The following is a 17037-nucleotide window of genomic DNA, read 5'->3' as shown; positions in this document are numbered from 1 at the left end:
GCACCACGGACGTGACGGGCACGGTGAAGCTGCCGGACAACGTCGAGATGGTCATGCCGGGCGACAACATCGCCATCGAGGTGGAGCTCATCACCCCGGTCGCGATGGAGAAGGAGCTCCGGTTCGCCGTTCGCGAGGGTGGCCGTACGGTGGGCGCCGGCGTCGTTGCGGAGATCATCGCCTAGTCGGCTTCCCGCCGACCGGCTTTCACGGGCACTGAGTTGCGGAGGGGAGGGCTGCTTTTGTAGCCTTCCCTTCTCGCATCTGGTGAAATGAACCATGCCTAAGGGTAATCGCTCCATCATCTCGCTCGAGTGCACCACGTGCAAAGAGCGGAACTACACGACCACGAAGAACAAGCGGAAGAGCCAGGACAAGCTTGAGCTGAGCAAGTTTTGCCCTCGCTGCCGCAAGCACACGGACCACAAGGAAGGCAAGGTCTAGGTCGTCGGTTTCCATGAAGGTTTAGGCCAGTAGCTCCAACGGTAGAGCAGCGGTCTCCAAATCCGCGTGTTGGGGGTTCGAATCCCTCCTGGCCTGCCAGCTTCAGTACAGGGACCCCCGGTACCGAGCGGTGCCGGGGGTCCCTGCCTTTTCGCAGTCCCGCTTCCGCACTCCCTCGTGAGGCACCATGGCGACGGCATCTGAGGCCAGCCAGCAGGCTAACCGCTCGGGCATCGACCCCAAGCGGCTCGTGGTCATCTTCTATCTCGTCACCGGCATCGTCCTGGCCCTCTTCCTGGAGCACGTCTTCGGGTTGCTCTGGAGCCGGTTCGGCTGGAGCGACGTGGAGCTCTTCGAAGGCCTCGGCTGGCGTGTGTCGACGCTGGTGGGCTACGTGGTCGCCCTCGCCCTGGTGCTGGCGGCCTACTTCCACCCCCGCACGCACACCCTCTCCATCGACGTGGCGTCCGAGTTGATGAAGGTCACCTGGCCTACCTGGTCGGAGACTCGCGCGTCGACCATGGCCGTGGTCGTCGCCTCGCTGGTGGCGGCCGTTCTGCTCTTCTGCATCGACACCGTCGCCTACAACTTGATGGTGGAGTGGCTGCCTGCCCTGTGGGGGAAGCTGTAATGGCGAAGAAATGGTTCACGGTCCAGACCTACTCGAACTACGAGAACCAGGCGAAGAAGAACCTGGAAGAGCAGGTGCGCCTCAAGGGCCTGCAGGACCAGGATCTGATTGGTGAGATCCTCATCCCCATGGAGCAGGTCGTGGAGATGGTGAACGGCGAGAAGAAGACCACCCGCCGCAAGCTGTTTCCGGGCTACATCTTCGTCCAGATGGAGCTCAGCGACACCACCGTCCACCTGGTGAAGAACACCTCCAAGGTGACGGGGTTCCCGGGCGTCGGCCAGAACGAGCAGCCCCGGCCCATGTCGGACCGCGAGGTCGAGCGTCTCACCGCGCAGGTCACCGAGGGCGCCCACAAAGCCAAGCCCAAGGTCCAGTTCGAGACCAGCGATACGGTGCGCGTCATCGACGGTCCGTTCGCCAACTTCAATGGCACCGTGGAAGAGGTCAACCCGGAGAAGGGCCGCGTGCGCGTGCTCGTCAGCATCTTCGGCCGTGCGACCCCCGTGGAGCTCGACTTCATGCAGGTGGAGAAGACCACCGGCTAGTTTCACAAGTCTTCCGCGCCCGGGTAACGGGCGCGGATCAACGGGTGGGAGGGTCGCCCCGTCTGGCGGCCCGTTGGAACCACCCTCTCGAAAGGCAGCAGTCCGCCGATGAAGAAGGTCACAGGTCAGGTCAAGTTGCAGATTCCCGCCGGCAAGGCGAACCCCGCCCCGCCGATTGGTCCCGCGCTCGGTCAGCAGGGCGTGAACATCATGGAGTTCTGCAAGCAGTTCAACGCCAAGACGCAGGCGGAGGCCAAGGAGGGTCTGATCATCCCGGTGATCATCACCGTGTATCAGGACCGCTCCTTCACCTTCATCCTGAAGACCCCTCCCGCCGCCATCCTCATCAAGAAGGCCGCGGGTCTCCACACGGAGAAGAAGAAGGGTTCGGGCGCGAAGAAGCCGGGCAAGGAGAAGGTGGGGCAGATCACTCGCAAGCAGCTCGAGGAGATCGCCAACAAGAAGATCCAGGACACCACCGCCGCGTCCCTCGAAGCCTGCATGAACACCATTGCCGGCACCGCGCGCTCCATGGGCATCGACGTCGTCGGTTAGCCCGCCCTACATCTCAAGGATTCCTGCCATGGCTACCAATGGAAAGAAGTTCCGCGCGTCCAACGAGCTGGTGGACCGCAACAAGCGCTACGCCGTCGCCGAGGGCTTCGCGCTGCTGAAGAAGACGGTGGATACCCGCGCGACCAAGTACGACCAGACGGTCGACGTCGCCATCAACCTGGGCGTGGACCCGAAGCACGCGGACCAGATGGTCCGTGGCGCCGTGGTGCTCCCGCACGGCACCGGCGCCACCGTGCGCGTGGCCGTGTTCGCCAAGGGCGAGCGCGCCACCGAGGCCACCAACGCCGGCGCGGACATCGTCGGCGCCGAGGACCTCCAGAAGCGCATCGAGGAGGGCTTCCTCGACTTCGACACCGTCATCGCGACGCCGGACATGATGGGCATCGTCGGCCGCCTCGGTAAGGTGCTCGGTCCCCGTGGCCTCATGCCGAACCCGAAGGTCGGCACGGTGACCATGGACGTCGCCAAGGCCATCCGCGACTCCAAGGGCGGTAAGGTCGACTTCCGCGCTGAGAAGGCGGGCATCGTCCACGCGAAGATGGGCAAGGCCTCCTTCCCCGCGGACAAGCTCGAGGCGAACTTCAACGCGCTGGTGGACCTGGTGATGAAGCTCAAGCCGGCCACCGCCAAGGGCGTGTACCTGCAGGGCATCGCCATCTCGACGACCATGGGGCCGGGCATCAAGCTCGACACCACGGAAATCCTGGCGCGTCACCGCTAATCGCGGGTGCCAGAACGGGCAGGGAAGGGTGCGCTCCCTGACGGGGAGCGTCAATCCTGTCGCCCGTGAACGTCGGTCCGTTAGAAAGTGCTGGATCTTTGCGAAAGCCGGGGGTATAGGCCCCCGGCTTTTGCAATTGGGGCGCCATGTCGAGAGACGCGGCGTTCCGACCTGGTTCATGACAGCAGGGACCTGGATTGGAGAAGACGCGTCCGTTGGGAACCGGGCAACCGGTCGGGCCGTCCATCCGCTCCTGGTTCAAACGACCGCAAGGTCAGCCCTGCCGAGACTGGAGGTGCGGTGTGGTGCCTCTCGGAGGCTCCTCTCTCGCTCTGCCACTTTGGCCCAGGCATCACGCCCGACCGTCAGGTCGGGCCATGAAGGAGGTGAGTCAAGGTGCTGAAGAGCGAGAAGGAAGAGATGATCAAGGACCTTCACGAGAAGTTTGCGCGGACCAAGACCGCGGTGCTCGTGGAGTCCTCCAAGGTGAACGTCGAGACCGTCACCAAGCTGCGTCGCAAGTTCCGCGAGGGCAAGGTCGAGTACAAGGTCATCAAGAACACGCTGGCGCGCCGTGCCGCTCAGGGTACGACCGTCTCCGCGATTTCTGATGACTTCACGGGTCCCGTGGCGCTGTGCATCAGCTACGACGACGAGGTGGCTCCTGCGAAGATCCTGATGGATTTCATCAAGGACATGGAGACCATCAAGGTCCGTAGCGCCGTCGTCGCCGGTAAAAAGGTCGACGCCAACGGCGTGAAGGCACTGGCGAAGCTGCCGGGCCTCAATGAGCTGCGCGGGATGTTGCTCGGCATGCTCAACCAGCCTGCAGGCAAGCTGGTCCGGACCATCGCGGCCCCCGGGTCGCAGCTCGCGCGCGTCATCCAAGCGCACGCGGACAAGGCGCAGGGTCAGTAATCGTCCCGAGAAGTTTTTCTGCCGCAACCTCTTCGGCCGAGCCGCCCAAATGGGTCGCCGGCCGTTAGTCAACCAGAAGGAACAGTTCCATGGCCGATTTGAACGCGATTGCTGAAGAACTCTCGAAGCTCACCGTCCTCGAGGCGGGCGAGCTCGTGAAGATGCTGGAGAACAAGTGGGGCGTTTCCGCCGCCGCCGTGGCCGTTGCCTCCGCGGGCCCCGCCGCCGCCGCCGCTCCTGTTGAGGAGAAGACGGAGTTCAACGTGGTGCTGGCGAACGCCGGCGCCAACAAGATCAACGTCATCAAGGAGATCCGCGCCATCACCGGCCTGGGCCTGAAGGAGGCCAAGGACCTGGTCGAGGGCGCGCCCAAGACGGTCAAGGAAAGCGTCAACAAGGACGACGCCAAGAAGATCAAGGACCAGCTCGTCGCCGCTGGCGCCACCGTCGAGATCAAGTAGTTCTGTGCAGGGGCTACCCTGTTCTTCCGGGAAATCCCGGGTAGCCGCCTGATCGGATGAGCAGGCCGGCGCTCCCTATGCTGGGGCGCCGGCTTTGCCCATTTGACATTTGCCAAATTTCCCGGCGCCGCCGCGCGTTACTGAAGTTTGCCCCGCCCGAGCAGCCGTCCCCGGAGACCGAATGCCGACGCAGATCCAGAACAATTTCCGCGTGCGGAAGACCTTCGCCAAAATCGCGAAGATCATCGACATTCCCAATCTCATCAACATCCAGAAGCAATCCTACGAGAAGTTCCTCCAGGCCGACATCGCCCCGGAGAAGCGTGAGGATCTTGGCCTTCAGGGTGTCTTCAAGTCCGTCTTCCCGATCCGGGACTTCAACGAGACCTCCTCGCTGGAGTTTGTCAGCTATCACCTGGAGAAGCCGAAGTACGACGTCGATGAGTGCCACCAGCGTGGAATGACCTACTCGGCGCCTATCAAGGTCGTCGTGCGCCTGGTCGTCTGGGACAAGGACGAGGAGACCGGCGCCCAGTCCATCCGCGACGTGAAGGAGCAAGAGGTCTACTTCGGCGAAATCCCGCTGATGACCCAGAACGGTACGTTCATCATCAACGGCACCGAGCGTGTCGTGGTGAGCCAGCTGCACCGCAGCCCGGGTGCGTTCTTCGACCACGACAAGGGCAAGAGCCACTCGTCGGGCAAGCTGCTCTACAACGCCCGCATCATCCCGTACCGCGGCTCGTGGATCGACTTCGAGTTCGACCACAAGGACCTGCTGTACGTGCGCATCGACCGGCGCCGCAAGCTGCCGGCCACCGTGCTCATCCGCGCCCTGGGCGCCGTCGGTGACACGGCGAAGAAGAACCCGCTCGACTTCAAGGGTTCGACCGAGGAGATCCTCAACTACTACTACGCCACCGAGACCATCTACCTGCAGAGCGCCGCGGACTTCGAGAAGTCCGTCGAGCTGGAGCTCCTGCCGGGTCAGCGCGCCACGCGCGACATCAAGACCAAGTCCGGTGAGTTGATCGTCAAGAAGAACCGCAAGTTCACGCGCGCCGCCATCAAGAAGCTTGAGGCGGCGAAGATGACCAAGCTGCCCATCGACGCGGACGAGCTCTTCACCAAGGTGTCCGCCTACGACGTGGTGGACGAGAACACCGGTGAGGTCATCCTCGAGTGCAACGAGGAGGTCTCGCAGGAGAAGGTGGACGAGCTCCTCAAGCGCGAAATCAAGGAGTTCAAGGTCCTCTTCATCGACAACCTCAACGTGGGTCCGTACCTGCGTGAGACGTTGATGCTGGACAAGATCGAGTCGCCCGAGCAGGCGATCATGGAGATCTACCGGCGTCTGCGCCCGGGTGATCCCCCGACGCCGGAGACGGCGACGAACCTGTTCAGCAACCTGTTCTTCAACCCTGAGCGCTACGACCTGTCCAAGGTCGGCCGCCTCAAGCTGAACTTCAAGTTCAGCCTCGAGGAGCCCCTCGACGGTCAGATCCTGACCAAGCGCGACATCCTGGAGGTCATCCGCTACCTGATCGACCTGAAGAACGGCAAGGGGACGATCGACGACATCGACCACCTGGGCAACCGCCGCGTCCGCGCGGTGGGCGAGCTCCTGGAGAACCAGTACCGCATCGGCCTCGTCCGCATGGAGCGCGCGATCAAGGAGCGCATGAGCCTCCAGGAGATCGAGACGCTCATGCCGCACGACCTGATCAACGCCAAGCCGGTGACGGCGGTGATCAAGGAGTTCTTCGGGTCCAGCCAGCTGTCGCAGTTCATGGACCAGACGAACCCGCTCTCGGAAGTCACGCACAAGCGCCGTCTGTCGGCCCTTGGGCCTGGCGGCCTCACGCGTGAGCGCGCGGGCTTCGAAGTCCGCGACGTGCACCCGACGCACTACGGCCGCATCTGCCCCATCGAGACGCCGGAAGGCCCGAACATCGGCCTCATCGCGTCGCTGTCGACCTACGCGCGTGTCAACGAGTTCGGCTTCGTGGAGACGCCGTACCGCAAGGTGGACGCGGGCAGCGTGACGGGGGACGTGGCCTTCTACTCGGCGCTCGAGGAGGAGAAGCACACCATCGCCCAGGCGAACGCGGAGACGGACAAGAAGGGCAAGTTCGTCAACGAGCTGGTGCAGAGCCGCCGCAGCGGCGAGTTCGTCCAGGTCAAGGCCGAGGACGTGGACCTGATGGACGTGTCCCCGAACCAGCTGGTGTCGGTGGCCGCCTCCCTCATCCCGTTCCTGGAGAACGACGACGCGAACCGCGCGCTCATGGGTTCCAACATGCAGCGCCAGGCCGTGCCGCTGCTGCGCACGTCCGCGCCGCTCGTGGGTACGGGCATCGAGGCCATCGTCGCGCGCGACTCGGGCGTGACGTGCGTGGCCCGCCGTGACGGCGTCGTGGAGTCGGTGGACGCCGGCCGCATCGTGGTGAAGGCGGACTCCAACGCGGCCCTGAGCGACGTGTCCAGCGAAGTGGACATCTACAACCTGCTCAAGTACCAGCGCTCCAACCAGAACACGTGCCTCAACCAGAAGCCCATCATCCGCAAGGGTGACCGGGTGAAGAAGGGCGACGTGATCGCGGACGGCCCGGCCACCGAGACCGGTGAGCTGGCGCTGGGACAGAACATCGTCGTCGCGTTCATGCCGTGGCAGGGCTACAACTTCGAAGACTCCATCCTGCTCAGCGAGCGCATCCTCAAGGAGGACGTCTTCACGTCCATCCACATCGAGGAGTTCGAGTGCATCGCGCGCGACACCAAGCTGGGCAAGGAGGAGATCACCCGCGACATCCCGAACGTGGGTGAGGAAGCCCTCAAGGACCTGGACGAGAGCGGCATCATCCGCATCGGCGCCGAGGTGAAGCCCGGCGACGTGCTGGTGGGCAAGATCACTCCGAAGGGCGAGACCCAGCTCTCCCCCGAAGAGAAGCTGCTGCGCGCCATCTTCGGTGAGAAGGCCGGCGACGTGCGCGACAGCTCGCTGCGCGTGCCCCCGGGCGTTGTCGGCACCGTCATCAACGCCAAGGTGTTCAGCCGCAAGGGCGTGGAGAAGGACGAGCGCGCCAAGCAGATCGAGTCCATGGAGGAGGCGAAGCTCCTCAAGGACCAGAACGACGAGATCAAGGTCCTCCAGGACTCCGCGTACAGCCGCCTCCGCGGGCTGGTCCGCGGCAAGGAGGTCCAGGGCAAGCTCGTGGACGACAAGGGGAAGATCCTCCTGAAGAAGGGGGACATCCTCAACGACGAGCTGCTGGCCACGGTGCCGTACAAGTACTGGGGCGAGATCTCCGTGGGCGACCCGCTGGACGCGCGCCTGCGCGACATCCTGCGCAGCCTGGAGGAGACGAAGGAGGCCGTGAAGCTGGCCTTCGGCGAGAAGATCGCCCGCATCAAGAAGGGCGACGAGCTCCCCCCGGGCGTCATCAAGATGGTGAAGGTGTACGTCGCCATCAAGCGCAAGCTGGCGGTGGGCGACAAGATGGCCGGCCGCCACGGCAACAAGGGCGTCGTGTCCCGCGTCCTCCCCGAGGAGGACATGCCGTACCTGGAGGATGGCCGTCCGGTGGACATCGTCCTCAACCCGCTCGGCGTTCCCAGCCGCATGAACATCGGGCAGATCCTCGAGGTCCACCTGGGCTGGGCCGCGAAGGGCGTGGGCGAGCAGCTGCAGCGCTACATCGAAGAGAACTTCAGCGGCGAGCAGCTCAAGAAGCAGCTGAAGACCGTCTACGACGACAAGGCCTTCGGCGACTTCGTGGACGGCCTGTCCGACCAGGAGGTCCAGGACCTCTGCCGCCGCCTGAAGAAGGGCATCCACGTGGCGACGCCGGTGTTCGACGGCGCTCGCGAGACGGAGCTGCACGCCCTCTTCGACGAGGGCCGGCTGCCGCGCTCCGGTCAGATGGTGCTCTTCGACGGCCGCACGGGTGAGCCGTTCGACCAGAACGTCACCGTGGGCGTGATGTACATGCTCAAGCTACACCACCTGGTGGACGAGAAGATCCACGCCCGTTCCATCGGGCCCTACTCGCTCGTCACGCAGCAGCCCCTGGGCGGCAAGGCCCAGTTCGGCGGTCAGCGTCTGGGCGAGATGGAAGTCTGGGCGATGGAGGCCTACGGCGCGGCGTACACGCTGCAGGAGTTCCTCACGGTCAAGTCGGACGACGTGGTGGGCCGCACGCGCATGTACGAGGCGATCGTCAAGGGCGACAACGTCCTGGAGTCCGGCCTGCCCGAGTCGTTCAACGTGCTCCTCAAGGAGCTCCAGTCGCTGGCCCTGGACGTGGAGCTGCTGGAGAGCGCGCCCCCGGAGCGGCAGCGCAGCTTCGGCGGTGACTTCCTGGGTGGCGGCGACGGCGAGGACCGGAAGTCCGGGACCGAGGCCTAGGCCTTTTCAAAGTAGCCGGTGCGCCCGCCTGACCGGCTGGCTGCTTCCTCTTGGAGGGAGCGGCTGGCCGGGCGCAGGGCGGGGGCCCGAAACGTTTGGCGCCTTGAGCGCTCATAAGTTTTCGGAGGCAACGTGAAGGACATTTTCAACTTCTTCGAGAAGCCGAAGGACCCGCTGTCGTTCAACGCCATCCGCATCGCGCTGGCGTCGCCCGACAAGATCCGTCAGTGGTCGCACGGCGAGGTGAAGAAGCCGGAGACGATCAACTACCGCACCTTCAAGCCGGAGCGGGACGGCCTGTTCTGCGCCCGCATCTTCGGGCCGGTGAAGGACTACGAGTGCAACTGCGGCAAGTACAAGCGCATGAAGCACCGTGGCGTCGTGTGCGAGAAGTGCGGCGTGGAGGTGATTCAGTCCAAGGTGCGCCGTGAGCGCCTGGGACACATCACGCTGGCCACGCCCGTGGCCCACATCTGGTTCCTCAAGTCGCTGCCCAGCCGCATCGGCAACCTGCTCGACATCACCCTCAAGGAGATGGAGAAGGTGCTGTACTGCGAGAGCTACATGGTCATCGACCCCAAGGCGACGCCGCTCCAGAAGGGCGAGCTGATCTCCGAGGAGAAGATGCACCGGCTCTTCCAGGAGCACGGTGAGGACTCGTTCTCCGCGGGCATGGGCGGTGAGGCCGTCCGCGAGATGCTCAAGTCCCTGGACGTGGAGAAGCTGTCCGAGGAACTGCGCAAGGACATGCGCGAGACCACCAGCGAGGCGAAGCGGAAGAAGTACGCCAAGCGCCTGAAGGTGGCGGAAGCGTTCCGTGTCTCCGGCAACAAGCCGGAGTGGATGATGCTGGACGTCATCCCGGTCATCCCGCCCGACCTGCGCCCGCTGGTGCCCCTGGACGGCGGCCGCTTCGCGACCTCCGACCTCAACGACCTGTACCGCCGCGTCATCAACCGGAACAACCGCCTCAAGCGGCTCCAGGAACTGAACGCGCCGGACATCATCATCCGCAACGAGAAGCGGATGCTCCAGGAGGCCGTGGACGCGCTGTTCGACAACGGCCGCCGCGGCAAGACCATCACCGGCCCGAACAAGCGGCCGCTGAAGTCGCTGTCCGACATGCTCAAGGGCAAGCAGGGCCGGTTCCGTCAGAACCTGCTCGGCAAGCGCGTGGACTACTCGGGCCGCTCCGTCATCGTCGTCGGTCCCGAGCTGCGCCTGCACCAGTGCGGCCTGCCGAAGATCATGGCGCTCGAGCTCTTCAAGCCGTTCATCTACAACAAGCTTGAAGAGAAGGGCTACGTCACCACCATCAAGTCGGCGAAGAAGATGGTGGAGAAGGAGCGTCCGGAGGTCTGGGACATCCTCGAGGACGTGATCCGCGAGCACCCGGTGCTCCTCAACCGCGCCCCCACGCTGCACCGCCTGGGCATGCAGGCCTTCGAGCCCGTGCTCATCGAAGGCAAGGCCATCCAGCTGCACCCGCTGGTGTGCGCCGCGTTCAACGCGGACTTCGACGGCGACCAGATGGCCGTGCACGTGCCGCTGTCCATCGAGGCTCAGATGGAAGCGCGCGTGCTGATGATGTCGACGAACAACATCCTCAGCCCCGCGAACGGCAAGCCCATCATCGTCCCGACGCAGGACATGGTGCTCGGCATCTACTACATGACGCGCGCCCGCGAGTTCGCCAACGGCGAAGGCCGCGTGTTCGCGTCGCCGGACGAGGTGCGCGCCGCGTACGACCACGGTGAGGTCCACCTGCAGGCCAAGGTGGTGTGCCGCATCGACGGCAAGCGCAAGGAGACCACGGTCGGCCGCGTGCTGCTGTGGGAAGTCGTTCCGCGCCGCGTGGGCTTCGACGCCATCAACAAGGTGCTCGACAAGAAGTCGCTCGGTAACCTCATCGACCTCTGCTACCGCCTCACGGGCGAGAAGGAGACGGTGCTGCTGGCGGACCGCATCCGCAGCGCGGGCTACTTCCACGCGACCCGCGCCGGTATCTCCATCGCGCTCAAGGACATGATCATCCCTGCGAAGAAGCAGGAGTTCCTGGACTACGCGCGCAAGGAAGTGGCGGAGATCGAGAACCAGTACCTGGAAGGCCTCATCACCGACGGTGAGCGCTACAACAAGGTCATCGATATCTGGGCGGAGATCACCGAGAAGGTCGCCCAGGAGATGATGCAGCAGATCTCCCAGGACGAGGCTTCCGGGGACGTGGACGGCAAGCGCATCACGCGCAAGCAGCCGTCGTTCAACCCCATCTACATCATGGCCGACTCCGGCGCCCGCGGCAGCGCCCAGCAGATCCGCCAGCTGGCGGGTATGCGCGGCCTGATGGCGAAGCCCTCCGGCGAAATCATCGAGACGCCCATCACGGCCAACTTCCGTGAAGGCCTCTCCGTGCTCCAGTACTTCATCTCCACGCACGGCGCCCGTAAGGGTCTGGCGGACACGGCGCTCAAGACGGCCAACTCCGGTTACCTCACCCGCCGTCTCGTGGACGTGGCGCAGGACGCCATCATCAACGAGTACGACTGCGGCACCATGGACGGTCTGTTCATCGGCGCCCTGGTCGAGGGCGGCGAGATCATCGAGCCGCTGGGTGAGCGCATCCTGGGCCGCGTGGCCCTGGACGACATCCTCGACCCGGTGACGGGCGAGGTGCTGGTGCGCGCCAACGAGGAGATCGACGAGGAGCGCGTCCGCCGCATCGAGAACAGCGGTCTGGACAAGGTGAAGATCCGCTCGGTGCTCACGTGCCAGGCCAAGCGCGGCATCTGCGTGGAGTGCTACGGCCGTGACCTGGCGCGTGGCCGCAAGGTGTCCGTGGGCGAGGCCGTGGGCGTCATCGCGGCGCAGTCCATCGGTGAGCCGGGAACGCAGCTCACGATGCGCACCTTCCACATCGGTGGTGCGGCGACCCGTCGCGCGGAACAGTCCAGCCTTGAGAACCGCTACGCGGGCTCCGTGAAGTTCGCGGGCCTGAACACGGTGCAGAAGGCGGACGGCACGCTGGTGGCCATGAACCGCAACGGCGAGATCGTCGTCGTCGACGAGTCGGGCCGCGAGCGCGAGCGCTACCAGATCATCTACGGCGCCCGCATCCTGGTGAAGGAAGGCCAGAAGCTGGAGCCGGGCGTGCTGGTGGCCGAGTGGGACCCGTTCGCCATCCCGCTGCTCACGGAAGTGGGCGGTGTCGTGCGCTACGAGGACATCATCGAAGGCGTGACGATGTCCGAGACGCTCGACGAGGTGACGGGTCTGTCGCGCAAGACGGTCATCGAGTCCAAGGACCCGGAGGCGCGTCCGCGCGTCACCATCCGCGACGCGGCCGGCAACGTGAAGGACCTGCCGTCCTCCAAGAACCAGGCGAGCTACTTCCTGCCCCAGGGCGCGATCATCACGGTCAACGACCAGGATGAGATCTCCGCGGGCGAGGTCATCGCCAAGGTGCCGCGCGAGACCACGAAGACCAAGGACATCACGGGCGGTCTGCCCCGCGTGGCCGAGCTCTTCGAGGCGCGCAAGCCCAAGGATGCGGCGGCGATCGCGGAGATCGACGGCGTGGTGTCCTTCGGCAAGGACACCAAGGGCAAGCGCAAGCTCATCATCACCCCCGAGGTGGGCGGCGAGCAGCGCGCGGACCTGGCCAAGGAGTACCTGATCTCCAAGGGCAAGAGCATCAACGTCCACTCCGGCGACCGCGTGAAGGCCGGCGAGGCGATGATGGACGGCGCGGCCAACCCGCACGACATCCTCAAGGTGCTGGGCGAGAAGGAACTCGCGCGCTACCTGGTGGACGAAGTGCAGGAGGTCTACCGACTGCAGGGCGTGAAGATCAACGACAAGCACATCGAGACGATCGTCCGGCAGATGCTGCGCCGGGTGCGCGTCACCGACGTGGGCGACACCAACTTCCTGGTCGACGAGCAGGTCGAGAAGTGGGTGTTCGAGGAGGAGAACGAGAAGGTCATGTCCGAAGGGAAGCGCCCGGCCGTGGGCGAGCCCCTGCTGCTCGGCATCACCAAGGCGTCGCTCTCCACCGAGTCGTTCATCTCCTCGGCGTCGTTCCAGGAGACCACGAAGGTGCTCACCGAGGCCGCCATCAACGGCAAGGTGGACTACCTGCGCGGCCTCAAGGAGAACGTCATCATGGGCCGGCTCATCCCCGCCGGCACGGGCCTGCCGAACTACAAGCACCTCGACATCGAGGTGGAGAGCCCCACGGACGAGGTCAACGAGATGGAGGCCGCCCTGGCCGCCACCCACGGCGACACCGGCCCGCTGGCTCCTCCGCCGTCGCGGCCGGACACCCGGTCCACTGACGTCGCCTAGTTCTTCCGTAAGAAGCGTCCCTGACGCTTCGTGAGTCAGCCGCCGTCCTGGTGTCATACCGGGGCGGCGGCTTTCTCGTTTTGCACACTCCACTGCCTGTTCGCTTGACAGTATGTCGCGGTGCGTTATTTTGACGCATCACGTTGTGAGACCCGGAACACCCGGGGGGGAGCGCGACATGGCGACGACGAGTGCGAAGGCTGACGAGAAGACGGGCGTGACGCAGAACGTGGAGGCCTACCTGAAGGGGCGGTTCTCCGAGGCGCAGAAGCGGTTCCAGGGCCTGGAAGGGGAGGCGAACAAGGCCTTCCGTGCGCTGGAGACGCGGGGCCAGGTGGCGGCGAAGGAGGTCCAGACCCTGTGGACGAAGGTCCAGGCTGGTGAGCTGCGCGCCGACCCTCGCGTGCAGGAGTTGAGCAAGAAGGTGGACGCCGCGAGCGGGGAGCTGCGCAAGCGGCTGGACGGGCTCCAGACGAAGGTCGTGGAGGCGGTGGGAGTTGCCAGCCAGTCCCAGGTGGAGCAGATCACCCGAGAGCTGAGCCGCCTGTCGAAGAAGCTGGATGTGCTCCTGAAGCCCACCCGTCGTGCCCACCGGACGACCAAGAATTCGGGCGGCGCGGCGTCTTCTCCGCGGGCCTGAGCAGCGTTTTCATCACCCATGGGGTGTGCTTAGGTCGCAAACCCCTTTGAATGCCCAGGGTTCCTTCCGCGGAAGGAGCCCGGGGTAACTCCCGGAGAGACTTCATGGACACCAACACCGAGGCCCCCCGAGAGAAGACCTCCGTGGCGGAGGCATTCGAACGGATCTGGAGCCAGGCGCTCCTGGCGGTGAACACGGCGGAGGAGGAGGCTTCCCGCGCAGTGCAGCGCGTGGCGTCCGTCGCGGGCTGGAGCCAGGACGAGGTGAAGCGCCAGGCCCGTGAGTTCGCGGACCGGCTGACGGGGCACCGCAAGGACCTGGAGCACAACGTGGAGGATCGGGTCCGCACGGCCCTGACCCTCCTGAAGCTGCCGCGCCGCGAGGAGTTGCAGGCATTCGGTGCCCGCCTGGAGCGTCTGAACGAACGCATCCAGGCCCTGGAGCACCGCAAGTGAGTGGACCCGCCGCCTCGGGCGGCAGGTCGTTGGGAACGCGGTTCTTCGCGGGGCTGCATGCCCTGAGCAGCGGGTGCTCCCGGCTCCCGCTGCTCGCGGGCGTGGCGCTCGTGGTGTCCGCTCGGGTGGTGCCCCTCCTGGAGGAGCCCACCTCCCAACCCGTGGTCCCCGAGATGGTGGCGCAGGAGGCCGTCTCCGAGGAGGCGGCCCTCATCGACGCCGTGCTGGCCAAGCGCGCCCCGGACCTGGGGCTCACGCTGCGCCGGCGGCTGGGGCAGGCCATCGACGAGGAGTCGCGCCGCACGGGGTATGATCCGCTGCTGGTGCTGGCCCTCATCGACGTGGAGTCCGACTTCGAGGAGGAGTCCGTCTCCGAGAAGGGCGCTCGGGGCCTGATGCAGATCAAGCCCAGCACGCTGCACTTCCTGGCGGAGAAGGAAGGCCTGAGGCTGTCGCGCGAGGAGGTGGTCGCCGATCCCGCCGTCTGCGTGCGCCTGGGCATCCGCTACCTGCGCAACCTGCAGGGCCGCTTCGGCGGAGACCTGGACCTGGCGCTGATGGCCTACAACGCGGGCCCCACGCGCATCCGGGATGCCATGAAGGCCGGAGAGCTGGAGAAGTTCCGCCGCTACCCCCGGGCCGTGCGCCGCGACTTCCGCCGCTTCCGCGAGGGCCATGGCCTGGGCGGGGACTGGGCGCTCGCGCAGCGCGAGCTGCCGCCACCGGCGCCTGACGAGACTCCGACCGCGGCGCCCTGACGGTCTTCGCGGCTGGACTGGAAGACGGGCCCCCGGGTGAATGTTCGGCGCGGCGAAGCGCTCCAAGGAGGGTCGTCGCCGCCTTGTTCCGCTCCCCTGGGTGCGCTAAGTCGTTCGCAAGCTCCCGGGACTGTTGAGGATTCCCAGGAGGAATGCCCCCATGCCCCGTCCTTCCGCCCGTATTGCCATCACCGTCGTGGCCTCGCTCGTCCCCATGCTGGCCCTGGCCGGTTCGGTCTTCCTGAACGGCGTGAAGATCGACGGGGTGACGAACACGCGCTTCGAGAAAGCCACCGTCCGCATCGACGCGGAAGGGAACATCTACATCGACGCGCCGGGGTACGCCGCCCGCGTGACGACCGTGACGCCCACGCCCGCGACGCCTTCCACCGCCACGCCTCCGGCCGCCGCTCCTCCGGACGCTGGCGTCGTCGCGCAGGCCCCCGCGTCGGCCGCACCCGCTGCTCCCTCGGCCTCACCGGGGCGCATCACCCAGCGCTACTGGCTGGTGACGGAGCAGACGACGCCGGGCATGACGGACTTCGACATCGACGTGTACGTGAACTCGCGCTGGCTGCGCCGTTTGCGCAACAACGAGGACCAGGTGGTGGTGGACATCACCAGCCAGTTGCGTCCCGGCGCGAACGCGGTGACGCTGATTGCCCGCAAGCAGGCTGGGGGCAGCCGCCGCAGCACGTCGCCCGGGAACGTCTTCAAGGTGATCATCGGCGAGGGGAACGAGGGCGGCGGCAACGTGATGATTGACACGCCCCTCATCCGCTTCCAGAAGACGGCTGCGGACGTGCAGGACGCGACCGAGGAGTTCACGCTCACCACCCGTTAGGGTGCGCGGGAAGGGAGACGACGGTGTTCACCATCGACGAGCGCTACCGGGGCCTTCCCGCCAACCGCGACCAGGTGCTGGCGCTGCACCTGGCCCTCAACACGCCGCACGTGGCCATTCCCGGCAAGCAGGCCGGACCCGCGCAGGCCTTCGTGGTGGGGCTGCGCGGCGGGCAGGGCGCGGGCGTCTTCGTGTACCTGTACCTCGTGGAGGCGGGGGACTGCGCGGTGTACGTGTCCGGCCGGCGCATCCAGTCCGCGGATGAGCTGCGGGAGGACGAGGACGACGCGCTCGCGTTCGTGGAGTCGCTGGGCTTCATGATGGACAACGCGAACTGGCGTGCCGCGGCCCCCGCGCAGCAGGACGAGTGGCTGAAGACGCTGCCCGTGTTCTTCCGGGAGCCCACGCTCGTGCCCGCCGTGAAGGCCCGCGCCGAAGAGAAGCGCAACGTCGCCACCACCCTGGGCCGCTTCCTGGCCGCGTTCTGAACCCCCACCCTGGATTGGCACCCATGTTCCGCATCACTTCCTCCTGCTTCCTAGCGTTCGCGCTCGCGTCGGCGGGCTGTGCGCACGTCCCCACGGAGAAGGAGCGCCAGGGCTCGGAGATCCACTACGACCTGGGCGTGCAGGCGCAGCAGCACGGCCATGTGCAGGACGCGCTCGCGGAGTACCAGAAGGCGCTGGAGCTGAACCCGGGCAACCCGGAGGCCCACAACGCGGTGGGCCTGCTGCTGCACCTGTCCTTCCGGCGGCTCGACGAGGCTTCGGCCCACTACGAGAAGGCGCTGACGCTGCGGCCGTCCTTCTCCGACGCGCGCACCAACCTGGGCAACCTGCGCCTGGATCAGGGCCGCTACGACGACGCCATCAAGCTGTACGAAGAGTCGCTCAACGACATGCAGTACCGCCACGGCTACTCCGCGCAGGGGAACCTGGGTTGGGCGCTCTACAAGAAGGGCGACACGGCGAACGCGGTGCAGAACATCAAGGCCGCCATCACCACCAACCCGGACTTCTGCCTGGGCTACAAGAACCTGGGCATCATCTACGACGAGACGGGCAAGACGGAGGAGGCGTGCCGGCAGTTCGCCCACTACCGTGAGAAGTGCCCCGAAGTGGCGGAGGCCTACCAGCGCGAAGGCGTGTGCCAGGCGAAGCTCGGGCGGGTGGAGGAGGCGAAGAAGGCGTTCGCGGGCTGCGAGGCCAAGGCCCAGTCCAACGAGCAGGTGCTCAAGGACGATTGCCGCTCACTGCTGGACCACCTCTAGCCGCGGGGGCCCCGAAAGA

General features: G+C 65.8%; 15 protein-coding genes, 1 tRNA gene and 1 pseudogene. All 17 read left to right on the top strand.

From position 1 onward, the window contains the following. Positions 1–185: pseudogene (gene tuf, locus D7Y11_RS24170) on the top strand (elongation factor Tu); the annotation flags it as partial. A 94-nt stretch (positions 186–279) separates the two neighbouring features. Then, positions 280–444: a 50S ribosomal protein L33 gene (gene rpmG, locus D7Y11_RS24165; protein ID WP_002617522.1), complete on the top strand. Its 165-nt coding sequence runs from the start codon at positions 280–282 to the stop codon at positions 442–444. Between the two features lie 23 nt (positions 445–467). Continuing rightward, positions 468–543: transfer RNA gene (locus D7Y11_RS24160), tRNA-Trp, on the top strand. A gap of 88 nt (positions 544–631) precedes the next feature. After that, complete coding sequence (secE, locus tag D7Y11_RS24155) at positions 632–1075, top strand: preprotein translocase subunit SecE (protein WP_120577858.1); 444 nt, start codon at positions 632–634, stop codon at positions 1073–1075. Beyond that, on the top strand, positions 1075–1623 hold the full coding sequence (nusG, locus tag D7Y11_RS24150) for a transcription termination/antitermination protein NusG (RefSeq protein WP_014397772.1): 549 nt from the start codon (positions 1075–1077) through the stop codon (positions 1621–1623). The genes secE and nusG overlap by 1 nt, the downstream gene beginning before the upstream one ends. Before the next feature lie 108 nt (positions 1624–1731). Then, positions 1732–2178, top strand: coding sequence for a 50S ribosomal protein L11 (rplK, locus tag D7Y11_RS24145; RefSeq protein ID WP_120577859.1), 447 nt, complete (start codon positions 1732–1734; stop codon positions 2176–2178). A gap of 28 nt (positions 2179–2206) precedes the next feature. Next, entirely contained in the window at positions 2207–2920 is a 714-nt protein-coding gene (gene rplA, locus D7Y11_RS24140) for a 50S ribosomal protein L1 (protein ID WP_120577860.1), read from the top strand. Positions 2921–3316: 396 nt separating this feature from the next. Further along, positions 3317–3838, top strand: coding sequence for a 50S ribosomal protein L10 (gene rplJ, locus D7Y11_RS24135; protein WP_120577861.1), 522 nt, complete (start codon positions 3317–3319; stop codon positions 3836–3838). Positions 3839–3927: 89 nt separating this feature from the next. Continuing rightward, positions 3928–4299 carry a 50S ribosomal protein L7/L12 gene (gene rplL, locus D7Y11_RS24130; RefSeq protein WP_120577862.1) on the top strand — a complete coding sequence of 124 codons (372 nt, stop codon included), beginning with the start codon at positions 3928–3930 and terminating at the stop codon, positions 4297–4299. A 181-nt stretch (positions 4300–4480) separates the two neighbouring features. Continuing rightward, positions 4481–8707 carry a DNA-directed RNA polymerase subunit beta gene (gene rpoB, locus D7Y11_RS24125; protein ID WP_120577863.1) on the top strand — a complete coding sequence of 1409 codons (4227 nt, stop codon included), beginning with the start codon at positions 4481–4483 and terminating at the stop codon, positions 8705–8707. Between the two features lie 132 nt (positions 8708–8839). Continuing rightward, on the top strand, positions 8840–13051 hold the full coding sequence (gene rpoC, locus D7Y11_RS24120; RefSeq protein WP_120577864.1) for a DNA-directed RNA polymerase subunit beta': 4212 nt from the start codon (positions 8840–8842) through the stop codon (positions 13049–13051). A gap of 178 nt (positions 13052–13229) precedes the next feature. Beyond that, positions 13230–13691 carry a hypothetical protein gene (locus D7Y11_RS24115; protein WP_120577865.1) on the top strand — a complete coding sequence of 154 codons (462 nt, stop codon included), beginning with the start codon at positions 13230–13232 and terminating at the stop codon, positions 13689–13691. A gap of 104 nt (positions 13692–13795) precedes the next feature. Continuing rightward, positions 13796–14146, top strand: coding sequence for a phasin family protein (locus tag D7Y11_RS24110; RefSeq protein WP_120577866.1), 351 nt, complete (start codon positions 13796–13798; stop codon positions 14144–14146). Continuing rightward, entirely contained in the window at positions 14143–14904 is a 762-nt protein-coding gene (locus D7Y11_RS24105; protein ID WP_120577867.1) for a lytic transglycosylase domain-containing protein, read from the top strand. The genes D7Y11_RS24110 and D7Y11_RS24105 overlap by 4 nt, the downstream gene beginning before the upstream one ends. Positions 14905–15064: 160 nt before the next feature. Then, positions 15065–15748 carry a hypothetical protein gene (locus tag D7Y11_RS24100; protein ID WP_120577868.1) on the top strand — a complete coding sequence of 228 codons (684 nt, stop codon included), beginning with the start codon at positions 15065–15067 and terminating at the stop codon, positions 15746–15748. Positions 15749–15771: 23 nt separating this feature from the next. Continuing rightward, positions 15772–16236 carry a social motility and stimulation tgl protein gene (locus D7Y11_RS24095; RefSeq protein ID WP_120526752.1) on the top strand — a complete coding sequence of 155 codons (465 nt, stop codon included), beginning with the start codon at positions 15772–15774 and terminating at the stop codon, positions 16234–16236. A gap of 23 nt (positions 16237–16259) precedes the next feature. Continuing rightward, positions 16260–17018, top strand: coding sequence for a social motility TPR repeat lipoprotein Tgl (tgl, locus tag D7Y11_RS24090; RefSeq protein ID WP_120577869.1), 759 nt, complete (start codon positions 16260–16262; stop codon positions 17016–17018). The last annotated feature ends 19 nt before the right edge of the window (positions 17019–17037 follow it).

Origin of the sequence: Corallococcus sp. AB018 (genome assembly GCF_003986945.1) — a bacterium.
GTDB classification, from domain to species: Bacteria; Myxococcota; Myxococcia; order Myxococcales; family Myxococcaceae; genus Corallococcus; species Corallococcus exiguus.
The sequence above is the reverse complement of the archived record's forward strand: the minus strand, read 5'-3'. Positions and strand labels throughout refer to the sequence as shown.

What these genes read in the sequence shown, in the direction of transcription:
- rpmG (WP_002617522.1), top strand. Translation starts at nt 280, where the DNA reads ATGCCTAAGGGTAATCGCTCCATCATCTCGCTCGAGTGCACCACGTGC.
- secE (WP_120577858.1), top strand. Translation starts at nt 632, where the DNA reads ATGGCGACGGCATCTGAGGCCAGCCAGCAGGCTAACCGCTCGGGCATC.
- nusG (WP_014397772.1), top strand. Translation starts at nt 1,075, where the DNA reads ATGGCGAAGAAATGGTTCACGGTCCAGACCTACTCGAACTACGAGAAC.
- rplK (WP_120577859.1), top strand. Translation starts at nt 1,732, where the DNA reads ATGAAGAAGGTCACAGGTCAGGTCAAGTTGCAGATTCCCGCCGGCAAG.
- rplA (WP_120577860.1), top strand. Translation starts at nt 2,207, where the DNA reads ATGGCTACCAATGGAAAGAAGTTCCGCGCGTCCAACGAGCTGGTGGAC.
- rplL (WP_120577862.1), top strand. Translation starts at nt 3,928, where the DNA reads ATGGCCGATTTGAACGCGATTGCTGAAGAACTCTCGAAGCTCACCGTC.
- rpoB (WP_120577863.1), top strand. Translation starts at nt 4,481, where the DNA reads ATGCCGACGCAGATCCAGAACAATTTCCGCGTGCGGAAGACCTTCGCC.
- D7Y11_RS24115 (WP_120577865.1), top strand. Translation starts at nt 13,230, where the DNA reads ATGGCGACGACGAGTGCGAAGGCTGACGAGAAGACGGGCGTGACGCAG.
- D7Y11_RS24110 (WP_120577866.1), top strand. Translation starts at nt 13,796, where the DNA reads ATGGACACCAACACCGAGGCCCCCCGAGAGAAGACCTCCGTGGCGGAG.
- D7Y11_RS24100 (WP_120577868.1), top strand. Translation starts at nt 15,065, where the DNA reads ATGCCCCGTCCTTCCGCCCGTATTGCCATCACCGTCGTGGCCTCGCTC.
- tgl (WP_120577869.1), top strand. Translation starts at nt 16,260, where the DNA reads ATGTTCCGCATCACTTCCTCCTGCTTCCTAGCGTTCGCGCTCGCGTCG.